At 71.8% G+C, this 14,173-nt stretch carries 17 protein-coding genes and 1 pseudogene; 10 read left to right on the forward strand and 8 right to left on the reverse strand.

Annotated features, from left to right (window positions below):
- On the reverse strand, positions 1–798 hold the full coding sequence (locus tag ACGFH9_RS12995) for an ABC transporter permease (RefSeq protein WP_393218089.1): 798 nt from the start codon (positions 796–798) through the stop codon (positions 1–3).
- Positions 795–1,691 (reverse strand): ABC transporter ATP-binding protein, encoded by an 897-nt coding sequence (locus tag ACGFH9_RS13000; RefSeq protein ID WP_393218092.1) that lies wholly within the window; start codon positions 1,689–1,691, stop codon positions 795–797. Before ACGFH9_RS13000 ends, ACGFH9_RS12995 begins: the two co-directional genes overlap by 4 nt.
- 132 nt (positions 1,692–1,823) lie before the next feature.
- Here ACGFH9_RS13000 and ACGFH9_RS13005 point away from each other — a divergent pair, with 132 nt between their 5' ends.
- The 4 genes from ACGFH9_RS13005 (at position 1,824) to ACGFH9_RS13020 (ending at position 5,280) form a co-directional block, all read left to right on the forward strand.
- Positions 1,824–3,077: a sensor histidine kinase gene (locus ACGFH9_RS13005; protein WP_393218095.1), complete on the forward strand. Its 1,254-nt coding sequence runs from the start codon at positions 1,824–1,826 to the stop codon at positions 3,075–3,077.
- Positions 3,056–3,820, forward strand: coding sequence for a response regulator (locus ACGFH9_RS13010; RefSeq protein ID WP_393218323.1), 765 nt, complete (start codon positions 3,056–3,058; stop codon positions 3,818–3,820). The genes ACGFH9_RS13005 and ACGFH9_RS13010 overlap by 22 nt, the downstream gene beginning before the upstream one ends.
- A 103-nt stretch (positions 3,821–3,923) precedes the next feature.
- Entirely contained in the window at positions 3,924–4,697 is a 774-nt protein-coding gene (locus ACGFH9_RS13015) for an ATP-binding protein (RefSeq protein ID WP_393218098.1), read from the forward strand.
- A gap of 88 nt (positions 4,698–4,785) precedes the next feature.
- Entirely contained in the window at positions 4,786–5,280 is a 495-nt protein-coding gene (locus ACGFH9_RS13020; protein WP_355232803.1) for a hypothetical protein, read from the forward strand.
- 105 nt (positions 5,281–5,385) lie between these two features.
- On the opposite strand, the gene ACGFH9_RS13025 is transcribed toward ACGFH9_RS13020, so the two are convergent.
- Entirely contained in the window at positions 5,386–6,165 is a 780-nt protein-coding gene (locus tag ACGFH9_RS13025) for a D-Ala-D-Ala carboxypeptidase family metallohydrolase (RefSeq protein WP_393218100.1), read from the reverse strand.
- 305 nt (positions 6,166–6,470) lie between these two features.
- On the opposite strand from ACGFH9_RS13025, the gene ACGFH9_RS13030 reads away from it, so the two are divergent.
- The gene (locus ACGFH9_RS13030) at positions 6,471–7,109 is read left to right on the forward strand and encodes a DUF6642 family protein (protein ID WP_393218326.1); all 639 of its coding nucleotides are present in this window, start codon (positions 6,471–6,473) and stop codon (positions 7,107–7,109) included.
- A gap of 45 nt (positions 7,110–7,154) precedes the next feature.
- Positions 7,155–7,619 (forward strand): PPOX class F420-dependent oxidoreductase, encoded by a 465-nt coding sequence (locus tag ACGFH9_RS13035; protein ID WP_393218103.1) that lies wholly within the window; start codon positions 7,155–7,157, stop codon positions 7,617–7,619.
- A 10-nt stretch (positions 7,620–7,629) separates the two neighbouring features.
- On the opposite strand, the pseudogene ACGFH9_RS13040 reads toward ACGFH9_RS13035, so the two are convergent.
- Positions 7,630–7,764, reverse strand: a pseudogene (locus ACGFH9_RS13040) (potassium transporter TrkA); the annotation flags it as partial.
- A 50-nt stretch (positions 7,765–7,814) separates the two neighbouring features.
- The gene (locus tag ACGFH9_RS13045) at positions 7,815–9,047 is read right to left on the reverse strand and encodes a serine hydrolase domain-containing protein (protein WP_393218106.1); all 1,233 of its coding nucleotides are present in this window, start codon (positions 9,045–9,047) and stop codon (positions 7,815–7,817) included.
- Positions 9,048–9,119: 72 nt separating this feature from the next.
- Between ACGFH9_RS13045 and ACGFH9_RS13050 the strand changes: the two genes are divergently transcribed.
- The 3 genes from ACGFH9_RS13050 (at position 9,120) to ACGFH9_RS13060 (ending at position 11,249) form a co-directional block, all read left to right on the forward strand.
- Positions 9,120–9,713, forward strand: coding sequence for a pentapeptide repeat-containing protein (locus ACGFH9_RS13050; protein ID WP_393218108.1), 594 nt, complete (start codon positions 9,120–9,122; stop codon positions 9,711–9,713).
- Positions 9,714–9,808: 95 nt separating this feature from the next.
- Positions 9,809–10,837, forward strand: a complete 1,029-nt coding sequence (locus ACGFH9_RS13055; RefSeq protein ID WP_393218111.1) for a hypothetical protein — start codon at positions 9,809–9,811, stop codon at positions 10,835–10,837.
- 88 nt (positions 10,838–10,925) lie between these two features.
- Entirely contained in the window at positions 10,926–11,249 is a 324-nt protein-coding gene (locus tag ACGFH9_RS13060; RefSeq protein WP_393218113.1) for a hypothetical protein, read from the forward strand.
- Positions 11,250–11,263: 14 nt separating this feature from the next.
- On the opposite strand, the gene ACGFH9_RS13065 is transcribed toward ACGFH9_RS13060, so the two are convergent.
- Positions 11,264–11,728 (reverse strand): D-alanyl-D-alanine carboxypeptidase, encoded by a 465-nt coding sequence (locus ACGFH9_RS13065; RefSeq protein WP_393218116.1) that lies wholly within the window; start codon positions 11,726–11,728, stop codon positions 11,264–11,266.
- Between the two features lie 51 nt (positions 11,729–11,779).
- Positions 11,780–12,511 (reverse strand): aquaporin, encoded by a 732-nt coding sequence (locus ACGFH9_RS13070; RefSeq protein ID WP_355232813.1) that lies wholly within the window; start codon positions 12,509–12,511, stop codon positions 11,780–11,782.
- Positions 12,512–12,785: 274 nt separating this feature from the next.
- On the opposite strand from ACGFH9_RS13070, the gene ACGFH9_RS13075 reads away from it, so the two are divergent.
- Positions 12,786–13,067, forward strand: a complete 282-nt coding sequence (locus tag ACGFH9_RS13075; protein ID WP_355232814.1) for an adhesin — start codon at positions 12,786–12,788, stop codon at positions 13,065–13,067.
- Between the two features lie 29 nt (positions 13,068–13,096).
- Here ACGFH9_RS13075 and ACGFH9_RS13080 read toward each other — a convergent pair whose 3' ends face one another.
- Entirely contained in the window at positions 13,097–14,158 is a 1,062-nt protein-coding gene (locus ACGFH9_RS13080; RefSeq protein WP_393218119.1) for a hypothetical protein, read from the reverse strand.
- Positions 14,159–14,173: the final 15 nt, after the last annotated feature.

The raw sequence follows: 14,173 nt of genomic DNA on the forward strand, positions 1-14,173 counted from the left end.
TCAGGACACCTCGCGGCGCAGCGTCCGGACCAGGCCGGCGGCCAACGGAAGGACCATCCAGACGAGCAGGGACACCGCCAGCCGCCCCCACTGTCCGCCGGTGAGCGCATCGCTGCCGAACAACGGCTCCATGGTCCGGCTGGTGTCCAGCCACCCGGCCGGACCGCGCAGGGGCCGGACCATCCCGCCGAGCACCGACCAGAGCGTCGGCAGCAGCAGGTAGCCGACGATCGCCAACGGCGTGTTGAGCAGCAGCAGCCCGAAGGCGGCACCCATCAGCACCACGGCCACCTGGACGATCACCCCGTTGACGATCAGCGTCGCGCCGACCTGCCAGGTGCCCGCACCGCCCGTGGCCGACGCCACGAGCGTCCCGACGCTGGCGACGGCCAGGGTGACCAGCACGGAGGCGACCGCGGCCAGCTCCACCGCGATCAGCTTCGCGGCCACCACCCGTTCCCGCCGGGGCACCAGCGCGTACGTGGTGAGGGCGGTGCGCTGCGACCACTCGCTGGTGATCGACAGGATGCCCAGCACCGGCAGGAGCACGTTGGCGGGCAGCAGCGAGGTCACGAAGAAGGTGCCGAAGGTCTGCTCGGCGTCCTCCGCGTAGATCAGCAGGAGGGTGACGACCGCGACGACGACGAGGCCGATGGTGATCAGCAACCAGCGGCCGGCCCGGGTGTCGACGAGCTTGCGCAGTTCGACGGCGGTGAGCCGGAGCAGTGACGGTCGGCGTACCGGGGAATGGTGCCGGGGCGCGACGGCGCCGGCGGTGGGCGCGGTGGTGGTGGTCATCGGACGGCCTCTCTGGTGGATTCGCCGGCGGTCAGGGTGAGGAAGAGCTGTTCGAGGCCGCCGCTGCCGGCCGGGCGCAGCTCGGTCAGCGCGACTCCGGCGTCGGCCGCGGCCTGGCCGACCGTCTCGGCGTCCGCCTGTACGAGCAGGCCGTCGGCGCTGTCGGCGGCGGTCAGGTCGGCCGCCTCCAGCGCCCGACGCAGCGCCACGTCGTCGCGCGCCCGCACCACCGTGCCGCCACCGGCCAGCAACTCGTCCTTGCTGCCCTGGGCCACGATCCGGCCACCCCCGATCACCACCAGCCGGTCCGCGACCGCCTCCACCTCGCGGAGCAGGTGGGAGGAGAGCAGCACCGTGCCGCCCCGGTCGGCGAAGTCGCGCAGCAGACCCCGCATCCAGAAGATCCCCTCCGGGTCCAGGCCGTTCGCCGGCTCGTCGAGGATCAACACCCGGGGGTCACCGAGCAGCGCCTGCGCCAGGCCGAGCCGCTGGCGCATGCCCAGCGAGTACGCCCGTACCCGACGCTTCGCCGCCACCGCGTTCAACCCGACCAGGTCGAGCTTCGCGGCGACCTCGCGCTTGTCCAGACCCAGGGTGTACGCGGACAGCGTCAACGCCTCGCGGCCCGTGCGCCCGGCGTGCTGGGCGGAGGCGTCCAGCAGCACGCCGACCTCCCGCCCCGGGTTGGGCAGCTCCCGATAGGGGTGTCCGGAGACGGTGGCGCGACCGGCGGTCGGTGTGGTCAGCCCGCAGATCATGCGCATGGTTGTCGACTTGCCGGCGCCGTTGGGGCCGAGGAAGCCGGTGACGGTGCCCGGCTCGCACTGGAACGACACGTCGTCCACCGCCGGGTGCGGCCCGTACCGCTTGGTGAGGTTCTCCACGCTGATCATGCGGTCGAGCCTGCCCGCGCCGTCCGGTCATCCGCTGCGGCCACCGGTCGGCGTCGCGTCGACCTTGGTCGACCGCGGGGTCTCGACTTTGGTAGCTGGTTGCCGGCGCCTATTGCTGCCTAGCATGGTCGGATGACCAGCATCGCCTTGCCCGAGCACCCCTGGCTGCTGCCGGGGGAGCTGGTGGTGCCGGCGGAGCCCGAGCGCGCTCGTCCGCGTCGCACCACCCGTGACTGGGTGGTGGACAGCCTGGCATTCCTGATCAGCCTGCTCTGGGTGCTGTTCGCCACCGTCGACGGCCTGTCGCCCAACCCCGAGGCGGCGGTTCCGCTGCCGCACGACTGGATGGTCGGCGTGGACGCGCTGATCGGACTGGTGTGCTGCGGGCTGCTCTGGCTGCGCCGCCGGTGGCCGCTCGGGTTGGCGGTGCTCACCCTTCCGTTGAGCCTGTTCTCGCTGGCCGCCGCCATCCCGCTGTTGATCCTCTACTTCACCGTGGTGGTGCACCGGCGGACCGCTGTCGCGATCGCGATCACCGCCGCCGGCCTGGTCTGCAACCTGGTCTTCAGTTGGACGCGCCCGGACCCGAAGTGGCCGTACTGGCTCACCGTGGCGTGGGGTGTCGTGATCACTCTCGCCGTGTTGGCCTGGGGGATGTTCGTGCGGGCCCGGCGGCAGTTGATCGTTTCGCTGCGCGAACGCGCCGAGCGTGCCGAGGCCGAGCAGCAGTTGCGGGTCGCCCAGGCCCGCCACCTCGAACGCACCCGCATCGCCCGGGAGATGCACGACGTGCTGGCCCACCGGATCTCCCTGCTCAGCCTGCACGCGGGCGCGCTGGAGTTCCGCCCCGACGCCCCGGCCGACGAGGTCGGGCGGGCGGCCGGGGTGATCCGAGCCAGCGCGCACGCCGCTCTGCAGGACCTGCGGGAGGTCATCGGGGTGCTCCGGGCCGAGGGCGACGCCACCGGCGACGCGCCCGAGCCGCCGCAGCCCACCCTCGCCGACCTGCCGGCCCTGGTCGACGAGTCGCGGACGGCCGGGGTGCGGGTCAACGTCAGCGACAGCGTCGCCCGGCCGGAGGAGGTGCCAGCGGCGCTGGGGCGGGCCGCGTACCGGATCGTCCAGGAGGGGTTGACCAACGCCCGCAAGCACGCGGCCGGCGCGGCCGTCACCGTGGACGTCGCGGGCGGGCCGGGCACCGGGCTGACCGTGGCGATCGCCAACCGATGGCCGGTGGGCGCTCCGGTCGGCGGCACACTTCCGGGCGCGGGCACCGGCCTGGTCGGCATCAGCGAACGGGTCACCCTGGCCGGCGGCCGACTCGCCTACGGTCGGGACGACACCGGCGACTTCCGGCTGGCAGCCTGGCTGCCGTGGCCGGCGTGACCGGGCCGGCCGGCGGGCCTGGCTCTCCTGACGTGCGCGGCGCCCGCGACGGGTCCGGCCTGGCCGGCGGGGCGGAGCCGGTACGGGTGCTGATCGTGGACGACGACGCGCTGGTCCGGGCGGGGCTCTCGATGATCCTCGGCGGCCTGCCGGACCTGTTGGTGGTGGGCGAGGCGGCCGACGGCGGCGAGGTGCCCGCGGCGGTCGCCGCGTACGCCCCCGACGTGGTGTTGATGGACATCCGGATGCCCCGGGTGGACGGGCTGGCTGCCACCGAGGCGCTGCGCACGCAACCGCACCCGCCCGAGGTGCTGGTGCTCACCACCTTCGACGCCGACGAGCAGGTGCTGCGGGCACTGCGCGCGGGCGCGGCCGGTTTCCTGCTCAAGGACACCCCGCCGGCGGACATCGTGCACGCGGTACGCCGTGTCGCCGCGGGCGAGGCGATGCTCTCTCCGACGGTGACCCGCACGCTGATCAACCACGTGACCGCCGCCAACCCGGGCCTGCCCGGCCCCGATCCGCGTCAGGAGCGGGCGCTGCGCCTGCTCGGTGGGCTCAGCGAACGGGAGCGGCAGGTCGCCATCGCCCTCGGCCGGGGCCGCACCAACGCGGAGATCGCGGGGGAGTTGTTCATGAGCGTGGCGACGGTGAAGGCGTACGTCTCCCGCCTGCTGACCCGACTCGACCTCAACAACCGGGTCCAGGTGGCTTTGCTCGTGCACGACGCCGACCTCGTCTGAACAACGCGGATGCGGTTACACTCATTTCTGGTTGTTCCATCGTTGGCAGTACCAGGAGTGATCGTGGACGGCTGGTCGGCCGTTTCACCAGCGGGCCACCGAGATGATCATCCCTCCGCTGAGCCCGGCCGACGTCCGCGACATGCTCGACCTGTCCGCCGCCGACGCGTTCGACGCCTATCTGGTGTCCGGTGGTCTGCCGCTGATCCTCGACGAGTGGCCGACCGGTGCGTCGGTGCGCGAGTATCTGGCCGACGCCGTACGCGACCCGACCTCGGCCCTGCTGGTCAGCGGCGAACGCGCGCTGGCGGCGGAGTTCCCACCCCAGTCCCAGGCGGGTCTGGTGCTGCGGGCCATCGGCACCGGTGAGCGGACCTTCACGCTGATCTCCCGTGCGGCGGGGGATCTACCGCAGGCGTCCCTGAACCGCCCACTGGGTCTGCTGACCCAGAAGCGGGCCGTGGAGGTCGCCGTCCCGCTGTCGACCAGGCCGTCGCGAGAGACGAGGTATGCGGTGGCTGACCCGTACCTGCGTTTCTGGCTGTCGTTCCTGGGGCGCCGGCTGCCCGGTGGCACGCTGCCAGCCGAAGCATCGGTGATCGGCGGCTACTGGACCCGTACGAACGACCCCGAGATCGACATCGTCGGTGCCGATCGCGGGCCGGTCGCTCAACGCATCTGCTTCGTCGGCTCGGTCAAGTGGCAGGAGAACCGTCCCTTCGATGCCCATGACCTGGACCGACTGTTTCTGCACCGGTCCCGGCTGCCCGGAGCGGACGAATCGGTGCCGACCGTTGCCGTGTCGCGTAGCGGCACCGCCGTCGACGGAATCCACGTGCTGTCGCCAGAGGATCTGCTCGACGCGTACCGGGATTGAACTTTCGTCCGATGCCGGCCGTACCACTGCCCGAGGATGTCGGTGCGGTGGGTCCGCCGTACCGCTGCCGAACTGCGGGAGGCCTGCCGTGCGAGTTGGTGAGCAGTCGACGGATCCCATCGACCAGGTGCTGGGTGAGGTGCCGATGCCGGCGCCACTGACCCCCGAGGATGTCCGGCTCGCGGTCCGGGCGGTGGTCGTGCACACCGCCGAGGAGTGGCCGACCGGGCCGCTGTGCCGCAACGACGGCGCTTCCTATCCGTGCCGCCTGCATCGGTGGGGGCGGCGGGTCCTGGAGACACACGGGCTCAACGAGCGGCAGATCGAGGCGCTGATCCGGCACGGCAACCCGTTCGTGCACGTGCCCTTCCCGTTCACCGCGACCGGGCCGTCGTCCGCGCGGCCGACCGGCGTCCGGCCGGCGACGACCGCCGGCCACGCGGCGCCGCCACCCGGCCGGGCCGGACTGCCGGCCCGGCACCAGGCCGCGCGGGTCACCCCCACGGGGGTACGACCTGCTGCCGCCGCCGGCCGACCGGCGGCTCCCGGTGTCACCGCGCCGCGCTGGCCCCGGGCGAGCTGAACGGCCTACCCCGGGCCGCCCTTCAGGGGACGACACGACGCCGGCCCGACGCGGGGTTCCCCACCCGCGCCGGGCCGACGTCACGCCGACCGGCTGCTCCAGTCGTCAGCCGCCGATCCCGCAGTCCGGTGCGGACCAGCTCGTCGTGTTCGAGCTGTTGTCGCTGTTGTTCTCGCGCCGTGAGTCGACGTGCACGTGGTCGTCGTGATCGGGGTAGCCCGGTCCGTAGATCCCGCTGAAGCCGTGGTTACGGGCATCCTTCGCCACCCGGCACAGCGACGACGTCCGTGAGGTGACATCGGCCGCGTTGCCGTACAGGTGCTGACTGTCCGACGCGCCGCCGACCTGGTTGTTGCAGGCGCGGCTGCGGTAACCGCTCGACACGTCCAGCGGCTTGTCGCCGAGACTCTTGCGCAGCGCCTCCAACTTCCACATGGTGCGCAGCGCGTTCTGCTTCGTCTGGGCCGCCGACAGGGGGCCGCCGCTCCAGCCGCTGCCGCCGCACCCGTTGTCCAGCTCGCCGTAGCTGAAGTGCGCGGGGGTGCAGTCGTTGTCCTGGAGTTGGTACAGCTTGGCGTAGGTCTGCGGGCCGGCGATGCCGTCGGCGCGCAGCCCGTACGCCTGCTGGAACCGCTTCACCGCGGCGGCGGTCTTTGGTCCGTAGCGGCCGTCGTTCTCCACGATGTCCCGGTAGCCGGCCCAGCCGGCCACGCGGATCTGCAACTGACGGACGTCGTCGCCCGAGCGTCCCTGGTACAGGTTGCGGTTCCAGGTGTAGCAGCCGTCCGCGTACGCTGCCGGCGCGGCGACCACCGCAGCGATCGCTGCCCCGGGCAGTGCCAGGGCGAAAGCGACTGCGACTCGCTTCAAGGTGTTTACGCGCACAGAAGTCCTCCCGATAGGAGAGCGAATGGGGTGGGCTCTGGGACATCGACCGGGACGTCCCGTGATTTCCACCCTCGCACTGATCAGGGCGCTTGGCGGCAATAACGAGAATTGTCCTCACGAAACGCCTGTTCCTGGGCGTCGCCTGTGAATTCGGCTGATTTGTGAAACAGCCATTTCCCCCGATCGCGCAGGTAGCGCGAGAACCGCACCGAACGTCGCAATCAGCCACACCCAGGGTGATGTTCCTCGCCGACGAGCAGCCGGTAACGTCAGCCTCGGGCGGCGAACTGGCGGAGGTGCACGTGGCACGCGGTGGCGTCTTCTGTGTCGAGGGTCAGTGGCACCGCGACCTCAACGAACGCGGCTCCGTGCTGCCCACCCTCGAACTGCTGGAGCGGCTGGGCAAGATCCGGTTCATCCACAAGGACGCGGCCACCCGCGACGAATTGTTCTACTTCCTGGACCGCTGGCTGCTCAAGCAGTACGCCGACCACCGCGTCGGCTTCTTCGCCATGCACGGCGAGCCGAGTCGCCTCTGCCTCACCGACTGGCAGTCCGTGGAGCTGAACGAGGTGGCCGAGTTGATGGCCGGCCGCTGCGAGGGGCGCAGGCTCTATTTCGGCAGCTGCTCCGTGCTGCGCGCGTCGGACGCGGTGCTGCGCGAGTTCCTGGAGGTCACCGGCGCCGCGCTGATCTGCGGATTCACCCGGGACGTCGACTGGGTCGAATCGGCCGCCTTCGAAACCGTCCTGCTCGACGTGCTGGCCAACGGGCAGCGGCACAACGCCGCCGAACTGCGGATGGGCTCGGCGCACTGGGCACCACTCGCCTCGTACCTCGGCTTTCGGGTGATCTACGCCAACGGCCGGGCCTGGCGCCCGGCCGGGCGACCTCGCGTGCCCACCCAGGCGGTGCCACCCACCGCTGCCCGCCCCCGCTGACCCCCACCGCCCCCGGACCCGCCGCCGCCCTGGTAGGAACGAGAGATGGCACCCAGCATCGCGAAGAACACCCGGGTCGACCGGGACACCCTGCTCGACTTCCTCCGCCCGCGACACCGGGTGGTGCTGATGACCACCCGGGCCGACGGCCGCCCGCAGTCCTCCCCGGTCTCCGCCGGCATCGACGGCGAGGGCAGGCTGGTCGTGTCCACCTACCCCGAGCGGGCGAAGGTGACAAACATCCGCCGCGACCCCCGGGTCTCGGCCTGCGTGCTCTCCGACGACTGGAACGGCCCCTGGGTGCAGCTCGACGGCACCGCCGAGGTGCTGGACCTGCCCGAGGCGCTGGAGCCGCTGGTCGAGTACTTCCGCAGCATCTCCGGCGAGCACCCGGACTGGGACGACTACCGGGCGGCCATGGTGCGTCAGGGCAAGTCGCTGATCCGGGTCACCATCGACGCCTGGGGTCCGATCGCCACCGGCGGCTTCCCGGCCCGCCTCGCCGGCTGACCGCGCTGTCGCGGTCGCCGGGGTGGAATTCCAGCGGTGGAGGCGAGACGTACGTCCAGCGCACCCCGTCGGCGGAGCTGCGGTAGTAGTCCAGCGCGTCGGCCTGGCCCATCGCCGACTCCCGGTACTGATCGGGGAAGTCCGGCCCAGGCTAAGGATCGGCCCGCCCGCCCGCCCGTCAAACGGCGATCCCGGTCAGTCGACCAGGGCGGCGTAGACGAGCTGGCGCAGTTGGGAGCGCAGTGGGTAGGTGCTCGACGGCATGAGCTGCGTGAACAGCAGCGCGGTGATCTCCTCGGCCGGGTCCACCCAGAAGGCGGTGCTGGCGACCCCACCCCAGTAGTACTCGCCGACGCTGCTCGGCACCCGGCTCGGAATCGGATCCTCGACGACCGCGAAGCCGAGGCCGAAGCCGATCCCGTCCAGGGTGCTCTCGGCGAAACCACCGGTGGACAGGGTGCCCAGGTCCTGCCCGCCGGGCAGGTGGTTGCGGGTCATGAAACGCACCGTGCGAGGCCCGAGCAGACGTACGCCGTCCAACTCGCCGCCGCGCAGCAGCAGTTGGGTGAAGCGGTGGTAGTCGGCCGCGCTGGAGATCAGGCCACCGCCACCGGAGAGCAGGCCGGGCTTGTGGTGCGCGAGGGCGCCGAGCCGGTCGTAGCGGGTCGCCTGCCCGTTGCGCGGATCAGGCGCGTAGAGAGCGGCGAGCCGTTCGGCCTCGTCGCCCTCGACCCACCAGCGGGTGTCCGTCATGCCCAGCGGGGCGAAGATCCGGTCGGCGAAGAAGGCGTCGAGGCTCTGCCCGGAGACCACCTCGACCAGTCGACCGAGCACGTCCGTGGCGACCGAGTAACCCCAGGCCGTACCGGGCTCGAAGAGCAGCGGCAGTCCGCCGAAGACTTCACAGGCCGTCGCCAGGTCGACGTCCGCCGGCGGGTACAGGTCGTAGCCGGCCGCCCGGTAGAGCCCGTCGACCACCGACGTCTGCATGAAGCCGTACGTCAGGCCGGCGGTGTGGGTGAGCAGATGCCAGACCCGGATCGGCTCGGTCGCCGGCACCGTGTACGGCTTGAGCGTCGAGCCTTTCGAGTAGACCCGCATGTCGGCGAACTCGGGCAGCCACCGGCTGATCTCGTCGGTCAGCTCGAAGCGGCCCTCCTCCCACAGCATCATGGCCGCGACCGAGGTGACCGGCTTGGTCATCGAGTAGATCCGCCAGAGCGTGTCGGCCTCGACCGGCGCCCCCGACTCGCGGTCCCGCACCCCGTACGTCGAGGAGTGCGCCACCTCGCCGCGGCGGGCGACCACCACCTGCCAGCCGGCCAGCCGGCCGTCGTCGACGTACCTGCCGAAGTGCTCGTCGATCCGGGCCAGCCGCGCCGGGTCGAAGCCGATCTGCTCGGGGTCATTGCTCCGCGCCACACTCACGCCGCCGAAACTACTCGCCGGTACGCCGCTACCGGAAGAGGCTGCCCCCGGTGGCGTCGTTAGCCTGGCCGGATGCCGGAGTTGACCGAGGACGTGACCTTCCGCCACGAGGACTGGTACGGCGAGGAGCTGACCGATCGTCAGTTCGTGGCCTGCGAGTTCTACGACGTGGACCTGACCGAGGCGGTCACCCGGGGCGCGGTCTTCACCGGCTGCACGTTCGGCAACGTGCGGTTCAACGCGTCCCGGCACCTCGACTCGGCGTTCACCCGCTGTGTCTTCAAGCGCTGCAACTTCTTCGAGGCCGAGTTCACCGGCTGCAAGCTGGTGGGCAGCACCTTCGTCCAGTGCGAGCTGCGCCCGTTGCGCGTCGACGGCGGCGACTGGTCGTTCGTCGCGCTACCCGGTGCGGACCTGCGCGCCGTCCGGCTCAGCGACGTGCGGATGCGCGAGGCCGACCTCACCGGCGCCAACCTCGGCGGAGCCACCGTGACCGGTGTCGACCTCTCCGGCGCGCAGCTTCAGCGTTGCCGCCTCGGCGGCGCCGACCTGCGGCGCAGCGACCTCACCGCGCTCGACCCGACGTCGGCCGAGTGCGCCGGCGCGATCGTGGACGCCGAGCAGGCTCTCGTCATCGCGCAGGCGCTGGGCTTGCGGATCGGCTGAGCTGGGATCGACCAACCCCTGTCCCATACCGTCCCGATCCGGACTGGACACGTCATGCTGTCCCGATTTAGCGTGTCGACCACGCCGGTGCAATCGTGAACGACCCACAGTGGACGGTCGATGTGCGGTGGCGGTCGGGCGGCAACGTGGAGGGGGCGGTGGCGGACGAGGACCGTACGCGGGATGGTTCGCGGGCCGGAGACGACCCGGCGGACCGACCTGCGTCGCACCGACCGCGAACCGACGCCGCCGGTCTGAACCACCGCGCGCTGCGCCGACTCACGCGGGCCCGACAGCGGCGGCGCTGGGCGCTGGAAGGAGCCGGGGCGGCCGTCTGCCTCGTGGTGCTCGTCGCGTACCTCGGCACCCGGTCCGACCCGGACTCGGGTGACGGCAGGGCCGGCGCCTCGGGTGGCGTGCCCGCCGGGGCGGTCCATCCGACGGGTCTGCCGGGCGCCGACGGGCGCACCGATGCCGGCCCGGCGCTGCCGGGTCTGCGGCCCCGTCAGCGCCCACCCTCGCCCGAGCCGACCCCGTCGACGAGCCCGCCCACCACCCCTCCTGCGGAGAAGCCGTCGGCGTCGCTGCTGTCGGTGAGCCGCGCCGAGGTGCCCGCCGAGGTCGACCTGACCGCCGTGGGCACCCGCGACTGGATGCACTGGGGGCTGCGCGGCGGTAGCTCGACAGTCCGCAAGCGCTCCGGCTCCAAGGAGATCGTCGACGGGGGCGGGAAGGGCCGCCGAGTCGGCTGGGACGGCAACCAGGAGGTCGTCCGTTGGTCCGACGGTGCGCCCGAGCGGTGGGATCGGGGCAGCTCCGACGGCGTCTACACCTGCGGCGTCGGCAACGGATTCAGCCTGTCGGTCGCCGGCAGCGGTACGTCGCGCACCGTCCAGGTCTACGCCGGAATCTGGATGGCACGCGGTCGGCTGGACGTGCGGTTGTCGACCGGAGGGCCGGTGAGCACGGTACGTCTGGAGGACCCGTACACCAGTCAGAGCGCCCAGTTCGTCATCCGGTTCACGGCGCCGAAGGACGCCCGGCTGGTGGTGACCTGGACGGTCGAGAAGGTCTTCACCGAACACTGCGGCAACGTCGGCCTCCAGGCTGTCGCTCTGCGCTGAGCGGGACAGTTTGTCCGTCGCCCTCCGTCCACGTCGACGTAGCTTTTCTGCTGTCCCCGTCTCACCTTCCACTGTGGAGGAAGTGCAGATGAGCAGCAGTGCCACCCACCGCCTCCGTCCCGCCGTCTCCTCCGGCGCCGACGATCCGGAGGCGCTCCGCGACATTCCCCTGCCGCCGTATGTGACGGGCGAGGATGTCCAGTTCGCGGTGCGTGCGGTGGTCGTGCACGCGCCCCGCCGTTGGTCCGGCGGAGTGGTCTGTCGCAACGATGCCAGCCCGCACCCCTGCCGGCTGCACCGCTGGGGCACCCGCGTCCTGACGCTCCGCGGCCTGCACGCCGCCGAGATCACCGCCCTCATCGAGCGCGGCGACCCCGCGGCGGTGCCCCCCACACCGAAGCACCCGGCCTGACCCGCGTCCGCCGGTCAGCCGGTGACGACCCGGACGCCGGCGGCGGCCACCCGTGCGGCGAGCGCGTCGTAGTCGGCCGCGAGCATGGTCGGATCACCGCCGCCCCGCAGGTAGAGACTGCCGGAGAGCAACCCGGCGCGGCGCGCTCCGGTGGCCTGCACGTCGGTGCTGAAGTGGTGGCCGGAACCGAGCAGCCCGAGGGCTGCGGTGGAGGTCAGCAACTTGGTGTTGGAGGCCGGGATCAGCCGCCGGTCGCCGTTGCGGTCGTAGAGGGTCTCGCCGGTGCTGGTGTCGACGACGACCACCGAGGTCTGCGCGCCGGTCAGCCGGTCGTCGGCGAGGATCGCGTCGATGGTGGCGCGCAGGCGGATCGTCGCGGGGGTCGGCGACTCGGCGGTGGCGCCGGACGCGCCGACCGTGGCCACGGTGGCGACCAGCGCGAGCAGCGCGACGGCGCGCGGAAAGAGACGACGATGCATGCGCCGATGCTGCCATGAAGGTAATCGCCGGAAAAGAGCCCCGGACGAAGGTTATTGCCCTTCGTGGTGTCCCGGTCTGCCGACCGCTCGCTCGTGTCCGCCCCAGTAGTGCCGCTGCGCGCCCATCACCAGCGGTGCCACCAGCGCCGCGAGCGCACCGCCCAGCAGCGGGAAGACGATGAACACCCAGAGTTGGCGGAGCGCCGTTCCCCCCTCGAAGACGGCCGGGCCGAAGGCTCGGGCCGGGTTGACCGCCGCACCGGTCAGCGTCACGCCGACGAGCTGGGTGGCGGCCAGGGCCAGTCCGATGGCCAACCCGGCGGTGCCCGGATTCTCGGTACGGCTCGTGACCACCAGGACGACCAGGACGAAGAGGAAGGTCAGCACGATTTCCACCACGGCCGCGCCACCCCGGTTGATGTGCGCGCCGTATCCGTTCGAGCCCAGCGCCCCGGTCTGGTCCGCTACGTCACCCCAACGGGTCAGCGCCCAGAGCAGGAAACCGGCCACCGTCGCCCCGGCGAACTGCGCGATCCAGTAGGCGACAGCGCCGATCACCGAGATCTTGCCGGACAGCAGGACACCGAGCGTCACCGCCGGGTTGACATGACTACCGGAGAGCGGACCGATCGTGTAGACGAGGGCCAGCATGACGAACCCGAAGGCCAGCGCGACGACCACCACACCACCCTGGACCCGCGCGGCGACCGCAGCGCCGACGCCGAAGAAGACCAGCAACAGCGTGCCGAGGAATTCCGCGGCCGCGCGACGGGCGTCATCCATGTACTCAGCGTACGGATAGTTCCGCCCGCTAGCGGGGAAATCAGGGTCGTGACCAGGCAGGGAGCGAGCGCTCGACTGACTCCGCTCTATTTGACGGATCGGCTGGCACGGGGCACGGTGGGCAGAGAAGGGGCCTCTCAGTCGCCCCGGTTCGATGCGACGGCGATGACCGTCCGTCCCTCCCGTCGCCTCCCACGCGTGCTCGCACGCGGGCCGATTGTCCGGTCTGCGCGACAACCGACCGCGAGCCGAGAAACCACGAGGAGTTCCACCAATGCTCACCATGACCGACAACGCCGTGCTCGTCATCCGTGACCTCGCCAGCCAACAGGACGTGGCCCAGGACGGTGGCGTACGGATCGCGGCCGACACCGACGCCGGATCGCTCACCGTGGAGCTGGTGCCCGAGCCGGAGCAGGGCGACCAGGTCGTCGACAACCAGGGCGCGCGGATCTTCCTCGACCCCGACGCCGCCGAACTGCTCGGCGAAGCATCGGTGGACGCCACCGTCGACGACGAGGGCATCATCCAGTTCGGCTTCACCGAGAAGCAGTAGACACGCGCCCCGAAGGGGACTCACCGCAGCTATCGCCCTCGCTGCGGCGGGCCCGGCGGCGGGCGCCAGCCCGGCCCGTCGGTGTCGTCGGGCCGGAGCAGCGCGGCGAGCACGTGCGCCAGATGGTGCGACGTGCTCCACGCCGTCCAGTTGGCGGGCGACCCCGCCCCCGCGCCGCGGCGTGCGCGCCGCAGCAGTTCGTGGTCGCCCCACGAGAACGCCGCTCCGGCGCTCGACCAGTGCGATGTCGCCACCAGCGTGCGACACAGGTCGGCGAAGCGCTCGTCGCCCCGGCCGCCCCGGCGCGACCAGCGGTAGACCCACCAACCGTCCTCGGCGGTGTAGCGAATCGTGGGCAGTCGGTCGCCGGCGTCGCCCGAGTCGGGCAGCGCCGAGCCGACGCCGTAATCGCCGTAGTCGACGCCGACGTCCGCCAGCCGCTGCCAGAGCTGCCAATCCCAGCGTCCCAGCCGCACCGGCTCGTCGGTGGGCAACCGGGACAACGTCGGAGGCATACCGCCCGCCGCCACCGTCGCCGAGCACCAGGCGTGGCGACGGGCCCAGTCCAGCAGCCGGCGTACCCGTGGTTCCGCCACCCGCACGTCCGCCGGGCAGCAGACGTCACCCGCGTCCACCAGAAGGTCGCACTCCTCCGGCGCGAGGCCGGTGTACCGCCAGATCCGCTCCACGGCGGTCGTGTCCGCGTCCGGACCAGCCCGGTCGTGCGCGACCCGCACCCGGACCAGCGCCCGCCGCGCGTACGCCCGGGCCGCCGCACCGTGCGCGATGAGCCGCCGCTCGCTCTCCGCGAGCCCCACGACGGGCATCAGCGGTACGCCCCACCGGGCCAGCTCGGTGTCGGTCGAGTCGGGCAGGGCTGTCACGTCGACGGCCGGTAGCAGGCCGGTCGGCAGCCGACGCAGGGCGTCGGAGATGGAACGGTCGACCGCGCTGACCTCCAGGATCGGGGCGACGAGCGGGGCAGCCGCCGGATCGAGGTGATTCAACGCCTCCAGCTCGCCGCGTCGGCGGCTGGCGAGGATGGGGCGGTAGACCGGTGCCACTGCCCGGCCCCCGTGGGCGGGCACCATACTTCAATCTAGTCA

It is taken from the genome of Micromonospora sp. NPDC049102 (genome assembly GCF_043197485.1).
Taxonomy (GTDB): Bacteria; Actinomycetota; Actinomycetes; order Mycobacteriales; family Micromonosporaceae; genus Micromonospora.

What these genes read in the sequence shown, in the direction of transcription:
- ACGFH9_RS13070 (WP_355232813.1), bottom strand. Translation starts at nt 12,511, where the DNA reads ATGGATGACGCCCGTCGCGCGGCCGCGGAATTCCTCGGCACGCTGTTG.
- ACGFH9_RS13080 (WP_393218119.1), bottom strand. Translation starts at nt 14,158, where the DNA reads ATGGTGCCCGCCCACGGGGGCCGGGCAGTGGCACCGGTCTACCGCCCC.
- ACGFH9_RS13050 (WP_393218108.1), top strand. Translation starts at nt 9,120, where the DNA reads ATGCCGGAGTTGACCGAGGACGTGACCTTCCGCCACGAGGACTGGTAC.
- ACGFH9_RS13065 (WP_393218116.1), bottom strand. Translation starts at nt 11,728, where the DNA reads ATGCATCGTCGTCTCTTTCCGCGCGCCGTCGCGCTGCTCGCGCTGGTC.
- ACGFH9_RS13015 (WP_393218098.1), top strand. Translation starts at nt 3,924, where the DNA reads ATGATCATCCCTCCGCTGAGCCCGGCCGACGTCCGCGACATGCTCGAC.
- ACGFH9_RS12995 (WP_393218089.1), bottom strand. Translation starts at nt 798, where the DNA reads ATGACCACCACCACCGCGCCCACCGCCGGCGCCGTCGCGCCCCGGCAC.
- ACGFH9_RS13075 (WP_355232814.1), top strand. Translation starts at nt 12,786, where the DNA reads ATGCTCACCATGACCGACAACGCCGTGCTCGTCATCCGTGACCTCGCC.
- ACGFH9_RS13035 (WP_393218103.1), top strand. Translation starts at nt 7,155, where the DNA reads ATGGCACCCAGCATCGCGAAGAACACCCGGGTCGACCGGGACACCCTG.
- ACGFH9_RS13060 (WP_393218113.1), top strand. Translation starts at nt 10,926, where the DNA reads ATGAGCAGCAGTGCCACCCACCGCCTCCGTCCCGCCGTCTCCTCCGGC.
- ACGFH9_RS13005 (WP_393218095.1), top strand. Translation starts at nt 1,824, where the DNA reads ATGACCAGCATCGCCTTGCCCGAGCACCCCTGGCTGCTGCCGGGGGAG.
- ACGFH9_RS13000 (WP_393218092.1), bottom strand. Translation starts at nt 1,691, where the DNA reads ATGATCAGCGTGGAGAACCTCACCAAGCGGTACGGGCCGCACCCGGCG.